The sequence below is a fragment of the Rhodoferax sp. BLA1 genome (genome assembly GCF_013416775.1).
In the GTDB taxonomy this organism is placed as follows: Bacteria; Pseudomonadota; Gammaproteobacteria; order Burkholderiales; family Burkholderiaceae_C; genus Rhodoferax.
Map to the genome: position 1 here is coordinate 1 of NZ_SZVI01000005.1, position 18,026 is coordinate 18,026.

Annotated in this window: 16 protein-coding genes, 1 tRNA gene and 1 pseudogene; 9 read left to right on the forward strand and 9 right to left on the reverse strand. The window is 62.0% G+C overall.

Features of this window, described 5'->3' with window-relative positions:
* The 3 genes and pseudogenes from FDG13_RS05650 to FDG13_RS05660 all read right to left on the reverse strand — a co-directional run.
* Nucleotides 1–223: pseudogene (locus FDG13_RS05650) on the reverse strand (mannitol dehydrogenase family protein); the annotation flags it as partial.
* A 241-nt stretch (nt 224–464) separates the two neighbouring features.
* A complete protein-coding gene (locus FDG13_RS05655) occupies nt 465–1,376 on the reverse strand; it encodes a LysR family transcriptional regulator (protein ID WP_180125847.1) in 912 nt (303 codons plus the stop codon).
* A gap of 218 nt (nt 1,377–1,594) precedes the next feature.
* Nucleotides 1,595–1,670, reverse strand: a tRNA-Ala gene (locus tag FDG13_RS05660).
* 259 nt (nt 1,671–1,929) lie between these two features.
* Here FDG13_RS05660 and FDG13_RS05665 point away from each other — a divergent pair.
* From FDG13_RS05665 to ubiD, 5 genes are all read left to right on the forward strand, one after another.
* The gene (locus tag FDG13_RS05665; protein WP_180126144.1) at nt 1,930–2,928 is read left to right on the forward strand and encodes a peptidase U32 family protein; all 999 of its coding nucleotides are present in this window, start codon (nt 1,930–1,932) and stop codon (nt 2,926–2,928) included.
* 132 nt (nt 2,929–3,060) lie between these two features.
* Nucleotides 3,061–3,966 (forward strand): U32 family peptidase, encoded by a 906-nt coding sequence (locus tag FDG13_RS05670; protein ID WP_180125848.1) that lies wholly within the window; start codon nt 3,061–3,063, stop codon nt 3,964–3,966.
* Between the two features lie 30 nt (nt 3,967–3,996).
* Nucleotides 3,997–4,491, forward strand: a complete 495-nt coding sequence (locus FDG13_RS05675) for an SCP2 domain-containing protein (RefSeq protein ID WP_180125849.1) — start codon at nt 3,997–3,999, stop codon at nt 4,489–4,491.
* Between the two features lie 4 nt (nt 4,492–4,495).
* Nucleotides 4,496–5,083 carry a UbiX family flavin prenyltransferase gene (locus FDG13_RS05680; RefSeq protein WP_180125850.1) on the forward strand — a complete coding sequence of 196 codons (588 nt, stop codon included), beginning with the start codon at nt 4,496–4,498 and terminating at the stop codon, nt 5,081–5,083.
* Between the two features lie 52 nt (nt 5,084–5,135).
* Nucleotides 5,136–6,620 carry a 4-hydroxy-3-polyprenylbenzoate decarboxylase gene (gene ubiD, locus FDG13_RS05685; RefSeq protein WP_180125851.1) on the forward strand — a complete coding sequence of 495 codons (1,485 nt, stop codon included), beginning with the start codon at nt 5,136–5,138 and terminating at the stop codon, nt 6,618–6,620.
* A 135-nt stretch (nt 6,621–6,755) separates the two neighbouring features.
* Here ubiD and FDG13_RS05690 read toward each other — a convergent pair whose 3' ends face one another.
* Nucleotides 6,756–7,766 carry an NAD(P)-dependent alcohol dehydrogenase gene (locus FDG13_RS05690; protein WP_180125852.1) on the reverse strand — a complete coding sequence of 337 codons (1,011 nt, stop codon included), beginning with the start codon at nt 7,764–7,766 and terminating at the stop codon, nt 6,756–6,758.
* A gap of 101 nt (nt 7,767–7,867) precedes the next feature.
* Between FDG13_RS05690 and FDG13_RS05695 the strand changes: the two genes are divergently transcribed.
* Nucleotides 7,868–8,788, forward strand: a complete 921-nt coding sequence (locus tag FDG13_RS05695; protein ID WP_180125853.1) for a LysR family transcriptional regulator — start codon at nt 7,868–7,870, stop codon at nt 8,786–8,788.
* Nucleotides 8,789–9,149: 361 nt separating this feature from the next.
* Here FDG13_RS05695 and FDG13_RS05700 read toward each other — a convergent pair whose 3' ends face one another.
* Nucleotides 9,150–9,587 carry an ABC transporter substrate-binding protein gene (locus FDG13_RS05700; protein ID WP_180125854.1) on the reverse strand — a complete coding sequence of 146 codons (438 nt, stop codon included), beginning with the start codon at nt 9,585–9,587 and terminating at the stop codon, nt 9,150–9,152.
* 202 nt (nt 9,588–9,789) lie between these two features.
* Here FDG13_RS05700 and FDG13_RS05705 point away from each other — a divergent pair, with 202 nt between their 5' ends.
* On the forward strand, nt 9,790–10,188 hold the full coding sequence (locus FDG13_RS05705) for a hypothetical protein (protein ID WP_180125855.1): 399 nt from the start codon (nt 9,790–9,792) through the stop codon (nt 10,186–10,188).
* A 3-nt stretch (nt 10,189–10,191) separates the two neighbouring features.
* Here the strand turns inward: FDG13_RS05705 and FDG13_RS05710 are convergent, their stop codons facing one another.
* On the reverse strand, nt 10,192–10,521 hold the full coding sequence (locus FDG13_RS05710) for a hypothetical protein (RefSeq protein ID WP_180125856.1): 330 nt from the start codon (nt 10,519–10,521) through the stop codon (nt 10,192–10,194).
* 194 nt (nt 10,522–10,715) lie between these two features.
* Here FDG13_RS05710 and FDG13_RS05715 point away from each other — a divergent pair, with 194 nt between their 5' ends.
* The gene (locus FDG13_RS05715) at nt 10,716–11,321 is read left to right on the forward strand and encodes a polymer-forming cytoskeletal protein (RefSeq protein ID WP_180125857.1); all 606 of its coding nucleotides are present in this window, start codon (nt 10,716–10,718) and stop codon (nt 11,319–11,321) included.
* 33 nt (nt 11,322–11,354) lie between these two features.
* On the opposite strand, the gene FDG13_RS05720 is transcribed toward FDG13_RS05715, so the two are convergent.
* Entirely contained in the window at nt 11,355–12,692 is a 1,338-nt protein-coding gene (locus tag FDG13_RS05720) for an AarF/ABC1/UbiB kinase family protein (RefSeq protein ID WP_180125858.1), read from the reverse strand.
* Nucleotides 12,673–14,808, reverse strand: coding sequence for a dehydrogenase (locus FDG13_RS05725; protein WP_180125859.1), 2,136 nt, complete (start codon nt 14,806–14,808; stop codon nt 12,673–12,675). Before FDG13_RS05725 ends, FDG13_RS05720 begins: the two co-directional genes overlap by 20 nt.
* A 122-nt stretch (nt 14,809–14,930) precedes the next feature.
* On the opposite strand from FDG13_RS05725, the gene FDG13_RS05730 reads away from it, so the two are divergent.
* The gene (locus FDG13_RS05730; protein ID WP_180125860.1) at nt 14,931–16,211 is read left to right on the forward strand and encodes an iron-containing alcohol dehydrogenase; all 1,281 of its coding nucleotides are present in this window, start codon (nt 14,931–14,933) and stop codon (nt 16,209–16,211) included.
* Between the two features lie 40 nt (nt 16,212–16,251).
* Here FDG13_RS05730 and ybaL read toward each other — a convergent pair whose 3' ends face one another.
* On the reverse strand, nt 16,252–17,970 hold the full coding sequence (ybaL, locus tag FDG13_RS05735) for a YbaL family putative K(+) efflux transporter (protein WP_180125861.1): 1,719 nt from the start codon (nt 17,968–17,970) through the stop codon (nt 16,252–16,254).
* Nucleotides 17,971–18,026 lie beyond the last annotated feature (56 nt).

An 18,026-nucleotide genomic window follows, 5' to 3' on the forward strand; every position in this document is an offset into this window, starting at 1 on the left:
TTTTCATATCCGCAGAGATGACACCAGCGCCCACAATGCCCCAGGCCAAGTCACCCGAGGCCAGCACGGCTTCGGTGAACATGGCTTGGTGCGCGCGGTGAAAGGCGCCTATGCCCAGATGCACGATGGATCCAACTACCTGGCTGCGGTCGTAGGTGGGTTGGCTGACCGTGGCAGGCAAATTGGCTCGGCTTTTTTCGTTCAGATGCATGGTGGCTGACATGGGTTGGGTTGTTGACGGTTGGGGTACAGCGATGCAGCCTTGATCGAACCACGCCATGGTCTGGCTTGGTCCTGCGTGAGGAAACATCACTGTTGTTGCAAGGGCTATTCCATGACCCTTGTTCGAAAAAAATTGTAGGGTTCAGCCTTGGATGCGGTCCAATGTTATTGGGGCATAGGGCGATACCTCCACAGCATGGCAGGCCGATCTGGGTGACAAGCTGGCCTTGACACCTTGGCCACTAAGGGCTGGGGGCGCCTGCCAGGCCGGAAGCATAGTGGTGACGGTAATCCCGGACACAAGCCAGCAAACCCGCCAGCAAGGGTGAGGACTCGTCCTTGCGGTAAATGCAATGCAAACCAATCATTGACGCACTGTCCTCGGCCAAAGGCAGGAACACCACCTCGGGCAACTTCAGGTTGAGGACCGACTCCGGCACCAGGGCGCTGCCAAACCCCCCGGACACCATCACCACCGCAGACACCATGTCCGCCGCTTTGTGGACGATGAGCGGGTTGATCTTTTGCAGCTGCGACAAGGCCGGACTGGCAAAAAAGATGCTCTGGTCTTGCTCACCAATCAGCGGCTCATGCTCCAGGTCGGCCAGGCTGATGCTGGTTTTGAGCGCCAGCGGGTTTCTCTGGTTCAGCGCCACCCACAAAGGCTCTTCACCCACCAGTTCCGACTGCAGCTCGGGCGATTCAGGGAAATAGCGGTCAAAAGCCACCATGATGCGGCCCTGCAGCAGGGCTTCCAGTTGCCGCTTTTTGGGCGCGTTGTGCAACACCACATTGACCTTGGGGCGTGAGCGCGAAAACGCCCCCAGTATGCGAGGAATGGCATTGAGCATGGGGGAGCCAAAAACGCCGATGTCGATGCGCCCCTCTTGGCCAGACGCAACGCGCCGGATGTGTTCGGTGGCCAGCTCAACGTGGGAGCTGATGTTGTGGGCATGCCCCAGCAGCGCCTCTCCGGCCTGAGTCAGCTCAACCCCTGAACTGGTGCGGGTGAAGAGCTGGACCCCGAGCTCCTCTTCGAGCGCCTGGATGTGCCGGGTAAGCGGTGGTTGCGTCATGTGCAGCCGCTCTGCCGCCCGGCTGATGTTGCGCTCTTGCGCCGTCACAATGAAGTATCTGAGTCCACGTATGTCCATGATGTTGTTTTCTAGGCGCCGCCGCCGCGTTGTCTCGTGGCGCAATCGTAGCGCCAGCACACTGGGTGACAGACAAGCGCAGCAGACTTGCTCGGAGCCAACAGCTTGCCCCAAGCCCTTGGGGTGCTGGAGCCCATTCAGTTGGGGCAGATCTGACACAGCGCCAGATCATCACAAAAAACCCTTGTAAACCTTTAGCTTACAAGGGCCTTCACGGGTGGTGGAGAGGATGAGGATCGAACTCACGACCTCTACATTGCGAACGTAGCGCTCTCCCAACTGAGCTACCCCCCCAACCAGTCTGCAGTCTATCAACAACGGCAGAACTTTCAAGCCACTCCAGGCTGTCCCAGACCATCTGCCTGGGATTCACAACGCGCTGGCGCGACTTTTTAAGACTTGGTTGACCTACATCATTGGCGCCTGTGTGGCGCTTGGGTACCCTCGGCGGCTCGACTTTACCGGCGCTGGCTCCAGCGCTGCCCCTCAGCTTATGAATGCCGCTATTGACTCTTCCCTGAATCTGAAGCCGGGGGCACCTGCCCAGAACCGGATGGAGCTGCTGTGCCCTGCCGGGAGCCTGCCCGCCCTCAAAGCGGCCATCGACAACGGTGCCGACAGCGTGTATCTGGGTTTTCGCGATGCCACCAACGCGCGCAATTTTGCCGGCCTGAACTTTGACGCTGCGGCCATCACTGCGGGCATTCACTACGCCCATGAGCGGGGTCGCAAGGTTCTGGTTGCACTCAACACCTACCCGCAGACGGCCAAGGCAGACCTCTGGCGCAGCGCGATTGACCGGGCTGCCGACAGTGGTGTGGATGCCGTTTTGCTGGCTGACCCGGGGTTGATGGCCTACGCCGCCAAACACCAGCCGCAGTTGCCGCTGCATTTGTCGGTGCAAGGTTCGGCCACCAATTACGAAGCGGTGGATTTTTATTACCAGCATTTCGGCATCGCGCGTGCGGTGTTGCCGCGCGTGTTGTCTTTGACACAGGTCGAACAACTCATGGAGCGGGTGCCGATTGAGATCGAGGTCTTTGGTTTTGGCAGCCTGTGCGTGATGGTCGAAGGCCGATGTGCCTTGTCCAGCTACGTCACCGGTGAGGCGCCCAACACCAACGGCGTCTGTTCACCCCCCAAAGCGGTGCGCTGGGTGGAAACACCCCAGGGCCGGGAGTCACGCTTGAACGGTGTGTTGATTGACCGTTATGCACCGGGTGAAAACGCCGGCTACCCGACGCTGTGCAAAGGCCGTTTTGATGTGGGTGATGACCACAACTATTACGCCATCGAAGAGCCCACCAGCCTCAACACCTTGAGTTTGTTACCCCAAATGATGAAGATGGGGGTGCGCGCCCTCAAGATCGAAGGCCGCCAACGCAGCCCGGCTTATGTGGCGCAGGTCACCAAGGTCTGGCGCCAGGCGATTGACAGCTGTTATGAGAACCCGCATCGCTACAGCGCCAAACCAATCTGGATCAGCGATCTGGACAAAGTGGCCGAGGGCCAGCAGCACACACTCGGCGCTTACCACCGCCCCTGGAAGTGAATGAGAAAGACACACGCAAAGCCGCACCAGCGTCGTTGCGTCGCCTTGTCGTACAAGCGCGTACTGCCTGCGGCGGCACGTCTAGCCAGGACGGCTTTGCGAGCGTCCGCCACCATATAGAAAAATAGCTTTATGAAATTAGCACTGGGTCCTCTTCTTTATTACTGGCCACGCGAACAGGTGCTGGCGTTTTACGAATCAGTCGCCACCAGCCCGGTGGACATTGTTTACCTGGGTGAAGCCGTGTGTTCGCGCCGCCATGAGCTGCGATTGGCGGACTGGCTCGACATCGCCAAAAAACTGCGTGATGCGGGCAAAGAGGTGGTGTTGTCGACCCAGGTGCTGATCGAATCAGGCGCAGATGTCACCGTGTTGCACAAGATTGCCGACAACGGTGAGTTCATGGTCGAAGCCAACGACATGGGCGCCGTGCATTGTGTGGAAGGCAAGGTTCCATTTGTGGGTGGACCCCACCTCAACATCTACAACCTGCCCACCCTGGAGTGGATGGCGCCCTTGGGCATGCAACGCTGGGTGCCGCCGCTGGAGATGGGGCGTGATGATCTGGCGCTGATCCAGCAAGGCCGCCCGGCGGGTTTACAAACCGAGGTGTTTGCCTATGGCCGTATGCCGCTGGCCTTCTCGGCGCGTTGTTTCACCGCGCGCCACGCCAACCTGCCCAAGGACGACTGCCAGTTCAAATGTATGGAGCACCCCGACGGCCTGCTGATGCGCACCCGCGAGAGTGAAGAATTCCTGGTGCTCAACGGCATCCAGACCCAGTCGGCCCGTGTGTACAACCTGCTGCCTGAAGTGAATGCCCTGCGTGCCATCGGTGTGGATGTGATTCGCATCAGCCCACAAGCGCAACACACGCTGCGTATCATCGAGCTGTTTGCTGCGGTGATGGCTGGCCAGAAAACAGCGCAAGACGCAGACGCCGAACTGCACACCCTGATGCCCGAGAAATCCTGCAACGGCTACTGGTACGGCAAACCCGGGCTGGAACAGGTGACGCCTGCGCTGGTTAGCGCCTGACTCCTTTTTGACACTTCCAAGGACTTCACCATGCAAACATCGCCTTTTGTGTTGCCCAAACCGGTCGGCCAAGCCTTGGGGCGCCTGCCCGCCTTGCCGGGTTCGATGTTGTTTGTCACCGGTCTGAATCTGGCGCTGGCCAAGCAGCTGGCGCCCGATGTGACCGAGATGCTGGTTGGCAAGAAGTTGCGCCTGTGTGTCACCGACGCGCAATGGGCTTTTGACTTTGTCTGGAAGAACGGTCGTTTTGCCGCCACCAAAAGCACCGGCCCGGCCGACCTGACCATCAGCGCCAGCGCCTATGACTTTGTGCTGCTGGCCCGCCGCCAGGAAGACCCCGACACCCTGTTTTTCAGCCGCCGACTGGCCATGGAGGGTGACACCGAGTTGGGCCTGCTGGTCAAGAACACCATCGACGCGATTGAGTTGCCGGTGTTCAACGCAGCCAAACTCCACCCGCGCCATGTGATGGCGCAAGCGCGTGAACATTTGATGGCCCGTCTGGCGGCTCTGCGGCCGCGTTGAGCCGATGATCGAAGCCGTGAGCCCGGCGCCCAAGCGCATTGTGGTGGCCATTTCCGGTGCCAGCGGTGCCGTCTATGGTGTGCGCCTGCTGCAGCTGCTGCGCGAGCTGGGTGGTGTAGAAACCCATCTGGTGGTGTCCGACGCAGGCTGGCTCAATCTGCAACAAGAGCTGGACTTGCCCCGCGAGCAGGTGGAAGCCTTGGCCGACGTGGTTTACCCGGTGCGTAACATCGGCGGGCAACTGGCCAGCGGCTCGTTCCAGTGTGATGGTATGGTCATCGCGCCGTGTTCGATGCGCACCTTGGCGGCGGTGGCGCATGGCCTGTCCGACAACCTGATCACCCGCGCCGCCGACGTGATGCTCAAGGAGCGCCGCCGCCTGGTCCTGATGGTGCGCGAGACTCCCTTGAATCTGGCCCACTTGCGCAACATGACCAGTGTGACCGAGATGGGTGGCATCGTCTTTCCGCCGGTACCGGCCTTCTACAACAAGCCCCAGAGCATCGCCGAGCTGGTGGACCACACCGTCAGCCGGGTGATCGATCTGCTGGGCCTGCCGCAACCCAATAGCCCACGCTGGAGCGGGCTGTAAACCCCGGGCAGCATCTGTCTGCCCTCTGACGTTTTTAACCTCCCCAGACACCATGGCTTACCACGACCTCCGAGACTTCATCACCCAGCTCGAACAGATGGGTGAGCTAAAGCGTGTGTCTGTGCCGGTGTCGCCCCACCTGGAAATGACCGCAGTGTGTGACCGCACCCTGCAAGCCGGCGGCCCGGCCTTGTTGTTCGAAAACCCTACCGGCCACACCATCCCAGTGCTGGGCAACCTGTTTGGCACCACGCGCCGCGTTGCTTTGGGCATGGGCGTCAAAGACATGGCTGAACTGCGCCAGTTTGGCCATGTGCTGGCCACACTCAAGGAACCTGAAGCACCCAAAGGCTTCAAGGAGCTGATGGGCATGGGCAACCTGGTCAAGACCCTGTGGAGCATGGCGCCCAAGGAACAACGCAGCGCACCATGTCAGGACGTGGTGTGGGAGGGTAAAGATGTGGATCTGGCCAGGCTGCCAGTGCAGCACTGCTGGCCCGGTGACGTCGCCCCCCTGATCACCTGGGGCCTGGTCATCACCCGCGGCCCGCACAAAACCCGGCAAAACCTGGGCGTCTACCGCCAGCAGGTGATTGCCCCCAACAAGGTCATCATGCGCTGGCTCGCCCATCGGGGTGGCGCGCTAGATTTTCGGGACCACGCCAAACAAAACCCGGGTCAGCCTTACCCGGTGTGTGTGGCGCTGGGCACCGATCCGGCCACCATCCTCGGCGCGGTCACACCGGTGCCAGACAGCTTGAGCGAGTACCAGTTTGCCGGGCTGTTACGCGGCAGCCGCACCGAACTGGTCAAGGCGCTGGGTAGCGACCTGCGTGTGCCAGCCTCGGCCGAGATCGTGTTGGAGGGCCACATCTACCCCGACGCCAGCCACAAAAGTGGTTTCGAACACGCGCTGGAAGGCCCGTTTGGTGACCACACCGGGTATTACAACGAGCAGGACTACTTTCCGGTGTTCACCATCGACCGCATCACCCTGCGCCATGACCCGATTTACCACTCCACCTACACCGGTAAACCACCGGACGAGCCCGCCATGCTGGCGCTAGCTTTGAACGAGGTTTTTGTGCCGCTGCTGCAACGCCAGTACCCCGAAATCACCGACTTCTACCTGCCACCCGAAGGCTGCAGTTACCGCATGGCGGTGGTCAGCATCAAAAAGGCCTACCCCGGCCACGCACGGCGCGTGATGTTTGGCATCTGGAGCTTTTTGCGCCAGTTCATGTACACAAAATTCATTGTGGTGGTGGACGAAGACGTGAACCCGCGCGCCTGGACCGACGTGATCTGGGCCATCACCACCCGCGTCGACCCAACCCGCGACACCATGCTGGTGGACAACACACCCATCGACTACCTGGACTTTGCCTCACCGGTAAGCGGCCTGGGCAGCAAGATGGGCATTGACGCCACCAACAAATGGCCCGGGGAGACAACTCGGGAATGGGGCCAGCCCCTGACCATGAGCCCCGAAGTCACAGCCAAGGTGGATCAGATCTGGCAGACGCTGGGCTTATAAGGAAAATTGGGCTCTAGCCCTTATTTAATAAGGGCATATAGCTATTAAATACATAACAATGCATTGAGACCAACCACGCTCCCAAGCAGCAGGAAGCAATCCACTCAGCAGACCAAAACCTGCTGAGTGGGCGGCTTAAGCAAACCTCAGCACCACCTTGCCAAACGGGCCACGCGCCAGATGATTCAGGGCCGCCGGTAGTTCTGCTGCCGGGTATTCGGCAGCGATCACCGGTTGCAGTCTGTTGGCATCCACAGCTCGCACCAGTTGCTCCAGCGCCTGCCGGTGGCCCACACTCACACCCTGCACCACTGCACGGCGGCGGATCAGATCGAAGCCGGACGCGCTGATCTCGCCGCCGTCCAGCACCCCAATAAAGGCCACATGCCCACCCATGGCCAGGGCTTGTAACGAACGCGCCAGGTTGGCGCCACCGACAGTCTCCAGCACCAGATCGGCACCACGGCCCTGGGTCAAGGCCAACACCGCAGCGGGCCAGTCGCTGCTGCGCTCCAGCACATGGCTGGCACCCAGCGCCAAGGCTCGCGCCCGTTTGTCGGCGTCACCCGAGACCACCATCACTTGAGCCCCGTGCAACAGCGCCAGCTGTAGCCCGAACAAGGCGACACCGCCGGTGCCATGGATCAGCAACGTCTGGCCTGCGCGCAGCTTGCCGTTGTCCACCAAACCAACCCAGGCGGTCAGCGCGGCGCAGGGCAAGGTGCTGGCGGCAGCGGCGTTGAGTGTGCTTGGTGCAGCGGCCAGCCACTGCGCGTCCAGCACCACGTGGGACGCCAGCATGCCCGGGCCGGGGCCACCCAGCGCCACCGCGTCAGGGGGTGCGGCACCGTCCAGCCAGCCTGCGACAAAAGTGCTGATCACCCGCTCGCCACCGCGCCAGCGGGTGACCCCGGCACCTACGTCGAGCACGGTGCCAGCCATGTCCGAGCCCGGCGTGAACGGCAACGTGGGGGCCATGCCGTAGTGGTTGTCCACCAGCATCAGATCGCGGTAGTTGAGTGACACCGCCTCGACCTGCACCAGCACTTGATGGGGTGCGAGGGGTGGCAAGGTGGTTTCGACGTAGCGCAGGTGTTGCGCCCCGAAGGCGCTGAGTTGCCATCGTTGGGAAGTAGACGTTGTCATGAGACATCCTTGGTGATAAGTCGCTGAAGTCTTATGCTACTGTCGCCTATTAATCCCGTGTGGCATCATTCATTCCCATCAATGTAGATATAAAGTTACCAATGAGTGAACGTTTACAAGGCATTGCCACCTTTGTCGCCACCGTTGAGGCAAACAGTTTTGCCGCTGCGGGCACACGTCTGCAGCTCAGTCGCTCAGCAGTAGGCAAGGCCATCGCCCGGCTGGAGGCGCGCCTTGGTGTGCGTCTGTTCCACCGCACCACACGCAGCCAGCGCCTGACCGAAGAAGGGCAGCTCTACTACGAGCGCTGCCGCCGTGCGCTGGCCGAGCTCGATGAAGCCGGTAGCGCGCTGGAGGCTGGGCGCAACGCACCGGTTGGCAAGCTGCGCTTGTCGATGCCCGAGCTGTTGGGCCGCCGCTGTGTGGCCCCGCTGCTGCTGGCGCTGGGCCGCGAACATCCCGGCCTGTCCTTTGAGATTTCATTCACCGACCGCCGTTTGGACCTGCTCGAAGAACACATCGACCTGGCCTTGCGCAGTGGCCCGCTGGAAAACAGCGCCTCGCTGGCGGCGCGACCACTGTGCCGCCAATGGATGGGGGTCTATGCCGCGCCAGCCTACCTGGCCAGCCACCCACACCCGGCCAATCTTGATGAGCTGTTGGCACAGCGCGACCAACACAGTTATGTGGCTTATGCGCGCGACGGCAGTCTCAAACCCTGGCTGTTCACCGATGCAAGTGGGCGCGTTGTGCCGTTTGAGGTGCGCAGCCGTTTTGCCTGCGACAGTCTGGAAGTGGTGGCCGATGCCGGTGTGGCTGGACTGGGCTTGGTGCGCGTACCGACCTGGCTGGCCACGCCTTTGCTGAACAGCGGCGCATTGGTCAGGGTGTTTGACGAACCACAGCCCTACGGTTACGAGCTCACCGCCATCTGGCCGCAGGCGCGGGTGATGCCACTGCGCCTGCGGGTGACGATTGACCGTCTGCTTGAACGGCTTCCGACCCTGCTGGAGGTGCGTTGAACACCCACCACCAAGCCGATCACCAGCTGGTCGCAAGTTCGCGTTTGGTGGTTAAGCTGCAGACAGGGTATCGATTGCCTCAGCGTGACCTCCCCCGTGAGTGGCCTGGGGAGACAACTCGGGAATGGGGTCAGCCACTGACCAAGAGCCCGGAAGTCTCAGCCAAGGTGGACCCGATCTGGCAGACGCTGGGTTTATAAGGAAAATTGGCCTCTAGCCCTTTTGAAATAAGGGATGATAGATATTAATTTTATAGCTCAGTAAGCTCTCGACGGCCATCAGACAAGCCACCACGAAGAGGGCGGCAAACGCTTCACTGCCGCCCAAGTCTCGCCTGGACTCTGGCGACCACGGGTCCAGATCAGTTGACGGCGGCACGCGCCGCCTCAGCGCGGTGCTTGGCTGCGTCGGCCTGGCGTTGCAATTCATGGGCCTCTTTTTCTGCGGCCAGTGCCTGAGCCTCTTTGGCCTGGCGGTCTTCATCGGACGACTTGCCACCCGCCAAGGCAGTGCCAGCCATGGTGCCAGCGGCGGCGCCCACCGCCACAGCCCCGACCGTGCCCAGTACGCCAGGGCTGCGTTTGGCAGGTGCCACGGTCGTTGCCGGAGCCTGGGTCGCAGCCGGTGCCACAGGTGCGGCTGGCGGCGTCGGGGCTTTGGTGACGCTGTTGCGCGGCATCGGTTTCACACCGCCAAACAGACGTTTGGCCTGAGCCACCGAGGGCATGGCCAAAGAAGCGATGATCAACACCAGCATGGCGGTCGCTGGGCGCCAAGACATGTCAAAAGCAGTGGGCATGGCAACTCCTGGTTTGAAAAAAAGAAACATTTGGACGCAGCGCCAAGGCCGATTCCACAATGGCCAGACCATGTTAACGACGGCAGAAAAGACGCAACGAATCTAGGAATTAGGCGGCGCCCGGGTGTGTCTCACCGCACCGACAGCCACTGCGCTGCCGCGTATCGTCAGTCCGATTCATCCACTGAACGAAAGCCTGACCATGACCTTCACGTTTGTTTCCTGGCGTCGCCATGCCTTCGCCGCATTCACAACGCTGGCCTGCACCTCGGCAGCGCTGGCAGCCCAGCCCAATGCCCTGGCACAGGCGCAAGAGCGTTACCAGCAGGACATGGCCGCGTGCGCCAGTGGCCAGTCCTACCAGGACCCGGCCACCTGCCGCCGTGAAGCAGGTGCCGCCATGGCACAAGCCAGGCGCGGGGACCTGGGCAACAACACGAGCGATTACGCCAGCAACGCGCTGCAACGCTGCGCGGTTCACAAAAACAGTGACGACCGCGCAGCCTGCGAGGAACGCATCCGAGGTCAGGGGAATATCACCAAAGAGTCACAGGCCGGCGGCCTTCTGCGCCAGAGCACCACGGTGAGTCCGACACCCTAAACGCTAGGTTCCGCTGGGCAGCGGCGCAGCCAGCTCGCGCAAGCAGGCCTGACGCGCCGACACGCCCGGCAGCTGTTGGCAGCGCCAGAGCGCCTGGGCCTGTGCGGAACGCGCCTTTTGCTGCAGCACACTCTGGTTCACCGCCTGGGTCACCACCGTGTGGTAGACCAGCAGCAGACCAGCCGCCACCAGCACCGCCACACCTGGCAGCACCGCCGGGTGGCGAATCAGCGACCTCAGCGTTCGCCCGCCCGGACCGGGCACCGAAGGCAGTCGGCCCGGATGGCTGGACAGCGGGTTCAAAAATGTAAGTTGGTGTGGCTGATGTTTCATGGTTTGGGGCGGGTGGCTGCCCACAAACAGGCAGACAGAGGCCTGTGACTCTAGGGCCAGGTCTGCTGGTTGGCTGTGCGTTGCCCCACACAGCCAGGGGCCTGTCTGACGCGTCCCTCCTGTTACAACACTTGCAAAACGGGTGGCGACTTCTGCGGCAGGCGGCTTTAAGCTGAGGTTTTCAAGGAGCTCTTATGGCCATATCACCCCACTTTTTCAACAAACGCGAGTCCGAAGCCACCACCGACCGGCATGTGGTGCCGCTGCCACAGGTGGCCAGCAAAAGCCCAACGGTCAGCACACAGGTCAGCCAGGACGCAGGCCGCAGCAACAGCACCCACATCAGCCAGCGCGGCGCCGTCACCCCGCCTGCGGGCGATGCCGGAGCCGCCCCCAGCAGCATCGGCAGCAAACTCACGGTGGGGCCCAACATCAAGCTCAAAGGCGTGGAGATCACCGACTGCGACACCTTGTTTGTCGAGGGTCTGGTCGAGGCCACGATGGACTCGCGGCTGATGGAGATCGCCGAGCAGGGTGCGTTCAAGGGCTCGGCCGAGATCGACCTGGCCGAGATCCATGGCCAGTTTGATGGCGACTTGACAGTGCGGCAAAAGCTGGTGGTCTACGCCACCGGTCGTGTCACCGGCAAGATCCGCTACGGCATGCTGGTGGTGGAAGAAGGCGGCCAACTCTCGGGGGACATCCAGTTTGGCACCGCGTCTGCGGCCAAACACAGCAGCACAGACAAGCCTCTGCTGTCGGTGGCCAACAAAGGGGCAAATATGCCTCTAGCCCAATAAATACAAGGGCTGATAGCTATATAAATAGGATCATCAAGCGGCGCTGGTGGACAGGTACTGTTCCATCAGCGCACGCACGTTCACACGCGCCTTGAGACGGCTGGCCAGCATGTAGACGCCGCCAAACTTGCGCTGCAAAAACAGCGTGTCCATTGGCGGGATGTGCCAAAAATCACGCTGTTCACCAATGGCCATGCCAGCGTCACGCAGACGTAGCGCCACGTCGGTGTTGCCAAAGTCGTAGTCGCCGGTTTGGAGTAGCGGCTCCAGCGACAGCTCAAAGATGTTGATCACCGCGTCTTGATGGCGTTGCAGCGCCTGTTCGTCAAAAAAACCGATGTTGATCATGGCCTGGCGTGCGCCAGCGCGGTCACCGGCCAGGCCAGCTTGCATCAGTTGGCGGTAGGCTGGCGCCATTTCTGGCGGAAAGACGCGGGTGGCGCCAAAGTCGAGCAGGATCAGTTGCCGGGTAGAGGTGTTGTAGCGGTAGTTGGCAAAGTTGGGGTCCGTCTGCATCAGCGCAAACTCGAACAGCTCGCGAAACAGCAGGCCGATCAGCAGCGTCATGAGGCGGTCACGCTCTTCCTGCGGCGCGTCCACCAGCGACTCGATCGGCACACCGTCCACAAAATCCATTGCCAGAACACTCTGGGTGGTGAAGTCGGCGTGTAACTTGGGCACCAGGAACTCAGGCGAGTCGGCCAGCAGCTCGGCAAAACGCTGCAGGTACTGGCCTTCGCGTTGGTAATCGGCCTCCTGATGCAGCTGGCGCTTGGCCTCCGCCAACATCGGCGCGATGTTGAGCGTCTTGGGCAACACACCTGAGAGGCGCATCAGTGAGGCCACGTTGTCCACGTCGCTGTCGATGCTGCGGCGCACGCCGGGGTATTGGATCTTGATCGCCAACTCGCGCCCGTCTTTGGTGGTGGCGCGGTGCACCTGGCCGATGGACGCAGCAGCGATGGGTTGGAATAAAAAAGTTTCAAAACGTTGTTGCCAGCCGCTGCCCCAGTGGGCGTTGAGTGCGGCGTTGAGCTGGCTTTGTGGCATGTGGTGCCCCTCGGAGCGCAGGCGCCCCAGAATCTCGGCCAGCTCAGGCGGCAGCATGTCACCTGCGTCCATCGACAGCAGTTGCCCGACCTTCATCGCCGCACCACGCAACTGGGCCAGCTGGTGGGTGACCTTGATGGCGTTGGCCGGGGTCAGCAACAGATCACTCACCGAGGGGCGCTTGCCCTGGGCCAGCTGGCGCGCACCGTCGAGCAACATGCCCCCGGCGATGTTGGAGGCCATGCCGCCAAAACGGGCCAGGCGCGACAGACGGCCGCTGGGAACGGCCAGCGCCTTAGATTCAAACTTGCTGTGTGGCATCAACTGTCAACCTTCTGGGTGCGCGAGGGCGCTTTCTGATCTCTGTCGGAGCGACTTTAGGCAATTTGGTTCGACTGACTTGGCCTTTTTTGCGTGCTGCCAGCGCCAGCTTGCGCACCTGGGCAATGTCTTCGTCGCTGAACGGCCCGTTGACACCGCTGATGGCGGCCAGCTTCATGCCGTGTTTGAGGCCCAGCTTGTAGATCTCACGCACCTTCTCCCACTCGATGGCGCGACCGACGGTGAAGTTCTCGAAGCGGCCTTCGAGCGCCAGCACAATCGTCTCGGCCAAGCAAGCGTAGGCCACACCCTTGGGCAGGCCGATGTTTTTCATGCGGATGTGCTCACCGGGCAGCAGGATCTCACCCGACTCGATCACCAGCACATCGGGGCGTTTGGCCACCTCGCTGGCGGGCAGGTCCAGCGGACGCGCCACGTCGGTGATCACGCAACCCGGTTTGACCTGCATGATGTCGAGCACCTTTTTGCCAGCCCCCGAGGTGGCGGTGACGATCATGTCCATCTCGGCGATGTCCTTGTCGGCCTTGGCGGACAGAAACAGCTGCGCGTCTGGCGTTTCACGCAGGATGGACTCCTTCAGCGCCAGCAGCTTTGCGGTCTCGGGCGACACCAGATACACCTCTTGTGCCACCTTGGCGATCAGGCGTGCACACACCGAGCCAATGGCGCCGGTGGCGCCCACCACCATGGCCTTGAATGGGATACGCGCCTTGCCACGCGGCTTGGGCAGCAGGTTCAGGCGCATCAGTGCGTCATGCGCGGCCCACAAGGCACCTGAGGCGCTGTAGCTGTTGCCGGTGGTGATCGGCAGCGGCGAGCGTTTGGCCACCGTCACCCCGGCATCCCCCACCACCTTGGTGAAGGCACCCAGGCCCATGATCTGCGCACCCAGGCGCTGCGCGGTGGCGGCGGCGTCGAGCAGGCGGCGGTAGGTGAACTCGGGGCTGTGGCGCATGATCTCCCTGGGCGTGCCTCCCACCGAGATCAGCCAGCCCTCGGCCTCGACCCCGGTGGGCGACTGGACGCCACTCACATGGGAATAGACAAACGGCGGTGCATAGGCCATGATTTTTTCCAGCGAGTTCATCATCACTGGGGGCGACACCTGCGACAGCAGGTCGATCGGTTTGACCTTCTTGAAATACTCTTGAGACAGCGGGTGAATCACAAAGGCAAAACGGTTCACACGCTTGAAGCCATTGGGATACAGAATGCGCGGCTCCAGCTGCAGGCCGGTGATGATCTCCAGGTAATCGTCTTCCAGAATGTCTTCGGGCGCCTTGCCGCTGGCGGCACAGATCATGGCGTCGAGCAGGTCCGGCCCCAGGCTGTGGCCGTGCAACACCGGTGCACCGTCGATCACCAGGTGCACCCCCTTGGCGGCAAAACTCGCCAGGCGCTCGTCGCTCACAGTGGAGGTGATGATGGTTTTGCCCGCCAGCTCTTCCAGACCAAATTCGTCGAGTTCGTGCACCGGCGCGACGATGACACTGGCCTTTTGCATGGCCTTGCGCAGCAAAAAGCGTGTCCACTCCTTGACAGGTCCACTGGACAAGGCCGAAGGCAGCGACCAGTCTTTGACGTAATGGGCGCCGCTGGCATACAGCTGCAGCGCCTGCAGGCTGGTCAGCAGTTTGGGCACCGCCAGCTGGGTCAGCGGGTCGGCAAACTGCAGGTTGCTGGTGTACTCGGCCATCGACATCGCGAGTTTGTAGTTTTTCAGGCCCGAGAAAAACAGCACCCGCGCGTTGTTGAAATAGTGGCCCAGTGCCACCTGGGTGTGGCGCAATGCCCACTCTTGCAGGATGTCACCCAGCGGCCCACCCATGGTGGCGGGCGCTTTGTGCGCCACCGATTTGAGTTTGGCGCTGTCTTTGTCAACAAAGCGGTGGCTGCCCGCCTTGTAGCTGTCTTTGAGCACCCCCAGACCAATGGCATCGGCACGTTTGTCCCAGGTTTTCACCAGCTTGCTGGCCTTGGCCAGGCTGCCGTCGGTGCCCAGGCGCTGGACACGCAAGGACTCACCCAGAAAACGGGTGCTGAACTCGAAGTTTCGGGCGCTGGACCCAAGGCTGATACCAATCACTGTTTTCATAGAAGAACATCACTCAATGCTGGTTTGGAGAGCCACAACTACACGGACGATGGCACGCAGTGCATCATGCCGCCTGTGATGGCGCGGGTGGGTGTTTCATTCTATGAAGAAGGGTAAGCGCAATGTTGGCGAATTTACTGACAAGTGGACTGCGTTCTGCGGGTTTATCGACGCTGATGCGCGCAGTTGGCGTGGCCACACGCTTGCTGCCGATTCCCCAGCCGACATTATTGGTCGGCCCGGGGGCCAGCGCACGCTTGGGGCAGGCCATCTGTGACTTTGATCACCAACGGGTGTTGATTGTGACCGACCCGGTGATCGCCAAACTGGGCCTGATGTTGCCGATGTTGCAGGCGCTCAAAGCCGGTGGTTTGGCCTATGTGGTGTTCGACAAGATGTTGCCCGACGCACCAGTGGCGCTGATTGAACAAGGGGTGGCGCTGTTCAAAAGCCAGGGCTGTGACGCGGTTCTGGCCTTTGGCGGCGGCTCGGCCATCGACGCGGGCAAAGCCATCGCACTGGCGGCGGCCAACAACAAACACCCGGTGCAACTGGCGGGCTACTTCAAGGGGCTGCGCGCACCGGCGCCCATTTACGCGGTGCCCACCACCGCAGGCACCGGCTCCGAGGTCACGGTGGCGGCCGTCATCTCGGACCCCGACACCCACAGCAAACTGGTGATTGCCGACACCCGCATCGTGCCGCGCATGGCGGCACTGGATCCCAGCCTGATGCTGGGCCTGCCACCCGACATCACCGCTGCCACCGGCATGGATGCGCTGACCCATGCCATCGAAGCCTACATTGGCCGCTGGGGCACACGCTTCACCAAGCAGATGGCGCTGTCCGCCGTCAGCAAAATTTTTGAGGCCCTGCCGGTCGCCTTCGCCAACGGCCAGGACCTGGCCGCCCGCGAAAAAATGGCGCTCGCCGCCAACGATGCCGGTCAGGCCTTCACCCGGGCCAATGTGGGTTATGTCCACGCCATCGCCCACCAGTTGGGTGGCCTCTACCACACCCCGCACGGCCTGGCCAATGCCATTGTGCTGCCGCATGTGCTGCGCTTTTTGAGCCCGGCGATCCAGCCACAGCTGGCCACCTTGGCACTGCGGGCCAAGCTGGGCGCCGCAGGCGAGAGTGAAGCCGCCTTGGCCCTTAAGTTTCTGGATGCCATCGATGCCTTGAACACCCAACTGGGCATTCCGCCCACACTGGCGGCGCTGCGCAAGAAAGACATCCCTGCGCTGGCCAGCGCCGCCTGCCACGAAGCCGAAACCAACTACCCGGTGCCGCGCTACCTGACCCAGGCTGAGTGTGAAAACGTGATCCGCCAGATCTTGCCGGACCCGGCCGTCACCCCAGCCGTGCTGCGGCGACGTGCCACCACCCGCAAAAAAGCCTGACCCAGACTGCCCGACAACCCAGCCCCCTGGGGGACGGGCCTCAGGCAGCGGCAGCTGGGGCAGCGTTGAATTGCTGCAGGATGTGTGCACTCATGCCGCGTGCCAGCTCCTGCTCACCCAGAAACACCGTGCCCAGGCTGTCCTGGCGCAGCAGGCTGGCCTCTTCCTCGTTGTGACTGCGCAGCACCACCACGATGCCGGGGTTGAGGGTGGTGGCGATCTCGACCATCTTGCGCGCCTGCACCGAGTCCGGGATGGCGATGACCAGCATCGCCGCCTCGGCCACATGGGCCTGGATCAGCACATCAGGTGCCAAGGCATCACCGCTGACGGCATGAACCCCGTCAGCGCGCAAGCTGTCCACCAGGTCTCGGTTTTGCTCGGCCACCACAAACGGCACCTGGTGCGCCCGCAGGTCCTCCGCAATGCGCCGACCGACACGGCCATAACCCACCAGCACCACTTGCCCGGTCAACACCGCTCTGGGGGTGGCCACAGGCAACTCGGCCAGCGGGTCTTCGCGCTGCTCCATGCGACGGGCCAACTCTGAGCGCTGCAGAATCCAGGCGCGCACGGGTTCGATGACCGCAAACACCGCCGAGTTGGCCGCAATCGAGATCAGGGCACCCGCCAGCACCAGGCTTTGGCCCTCTGTGGGCAACAGGCCCAGCGCCACGCCGAGCCCGGCCAAGATGAAGGAGAACTCACCAATCTGCGCCAGGCTGGCGCCCACCGTCAAGGCGGTATTGAGCGGGTACCGGAACAGCAACGCCAGGCCGACGGCGGCCACGGTTTTCCCGACCATGATGATGGCCACCACCACCAGCAGTTTGAACGGTTGGCCCAAGATCACACTCGGGTCAAACAACATGCCGACCGAGACAAAAAACAGCACCGCAAACGCGTCGCGCAGCGGCAACGATTCCTGCGCCGCGCGGTGGCTGAACTCCGACTCGCGCATCATCATGCCGGCAAAAAACGCCCCCAAGGCAAACGACACATCAAACAGCTTGGCCGCACCAAAAGCCACACCCACAGCGATGGCAACCACACACAAGGTGAACAATTCCTGCGACCCGGTCTTGGCCACGGCCCACAACAGCTTGGGCAACACGCGACGCCCGACCACCAGCATCAGCACCACAAAGCTGCTGACCTTGGCCAGGGTGATGCCCACGGTGGTCCAGATGGCACCCGAGGATGTGCCAACGGCTGCGGTATCGCCCGGTTCGGCCAACAGACCAGCCAGTGCGGGCAGCAGCACCAGGACCAGCACCATCACCAGATCCTCCACCACCAGCCAACCCACCGCAATCTGCCCGTTAATTGATTTCAGGATGCCCCTGGCCTCCAGGGCACGCAGCAACACCACCGTGCTGGCCACCGACAAACACAGACCAAACACCACCGACGCGCCCAGACCCCAGCCCCACAGGGACGCGGTGGCCATGCCCAGCAGGGTGGCCACCGCAATCTGAACGATGGCACCGGGCACCGCGATGCGTTTCACCGCCATCAGATCATCCAGGGAAAAGTGCAGGCCGACCCCAAACATCAGCAGCATGACGCCGATTTCGGCCAGCTGCCCGGCCAGGCCCACATCGGCCACAAAACCCGGTGTGGCCGGCCCGACCATGATGCCCGCCAGCAGATACCCCACCAGCGGTGGCATTTTTAAACGTGCAGCGACCAGCCCGAATAACAACGCCAGCCCAAAAGCGGCGGCAATGGTGGCAATCAGGCTGACGTCATGTGGCATGGGTACAAAATTCCTCGTGATGGTTGGCAAAGGGTGGTGCGGCAGAGCCGCTGTTG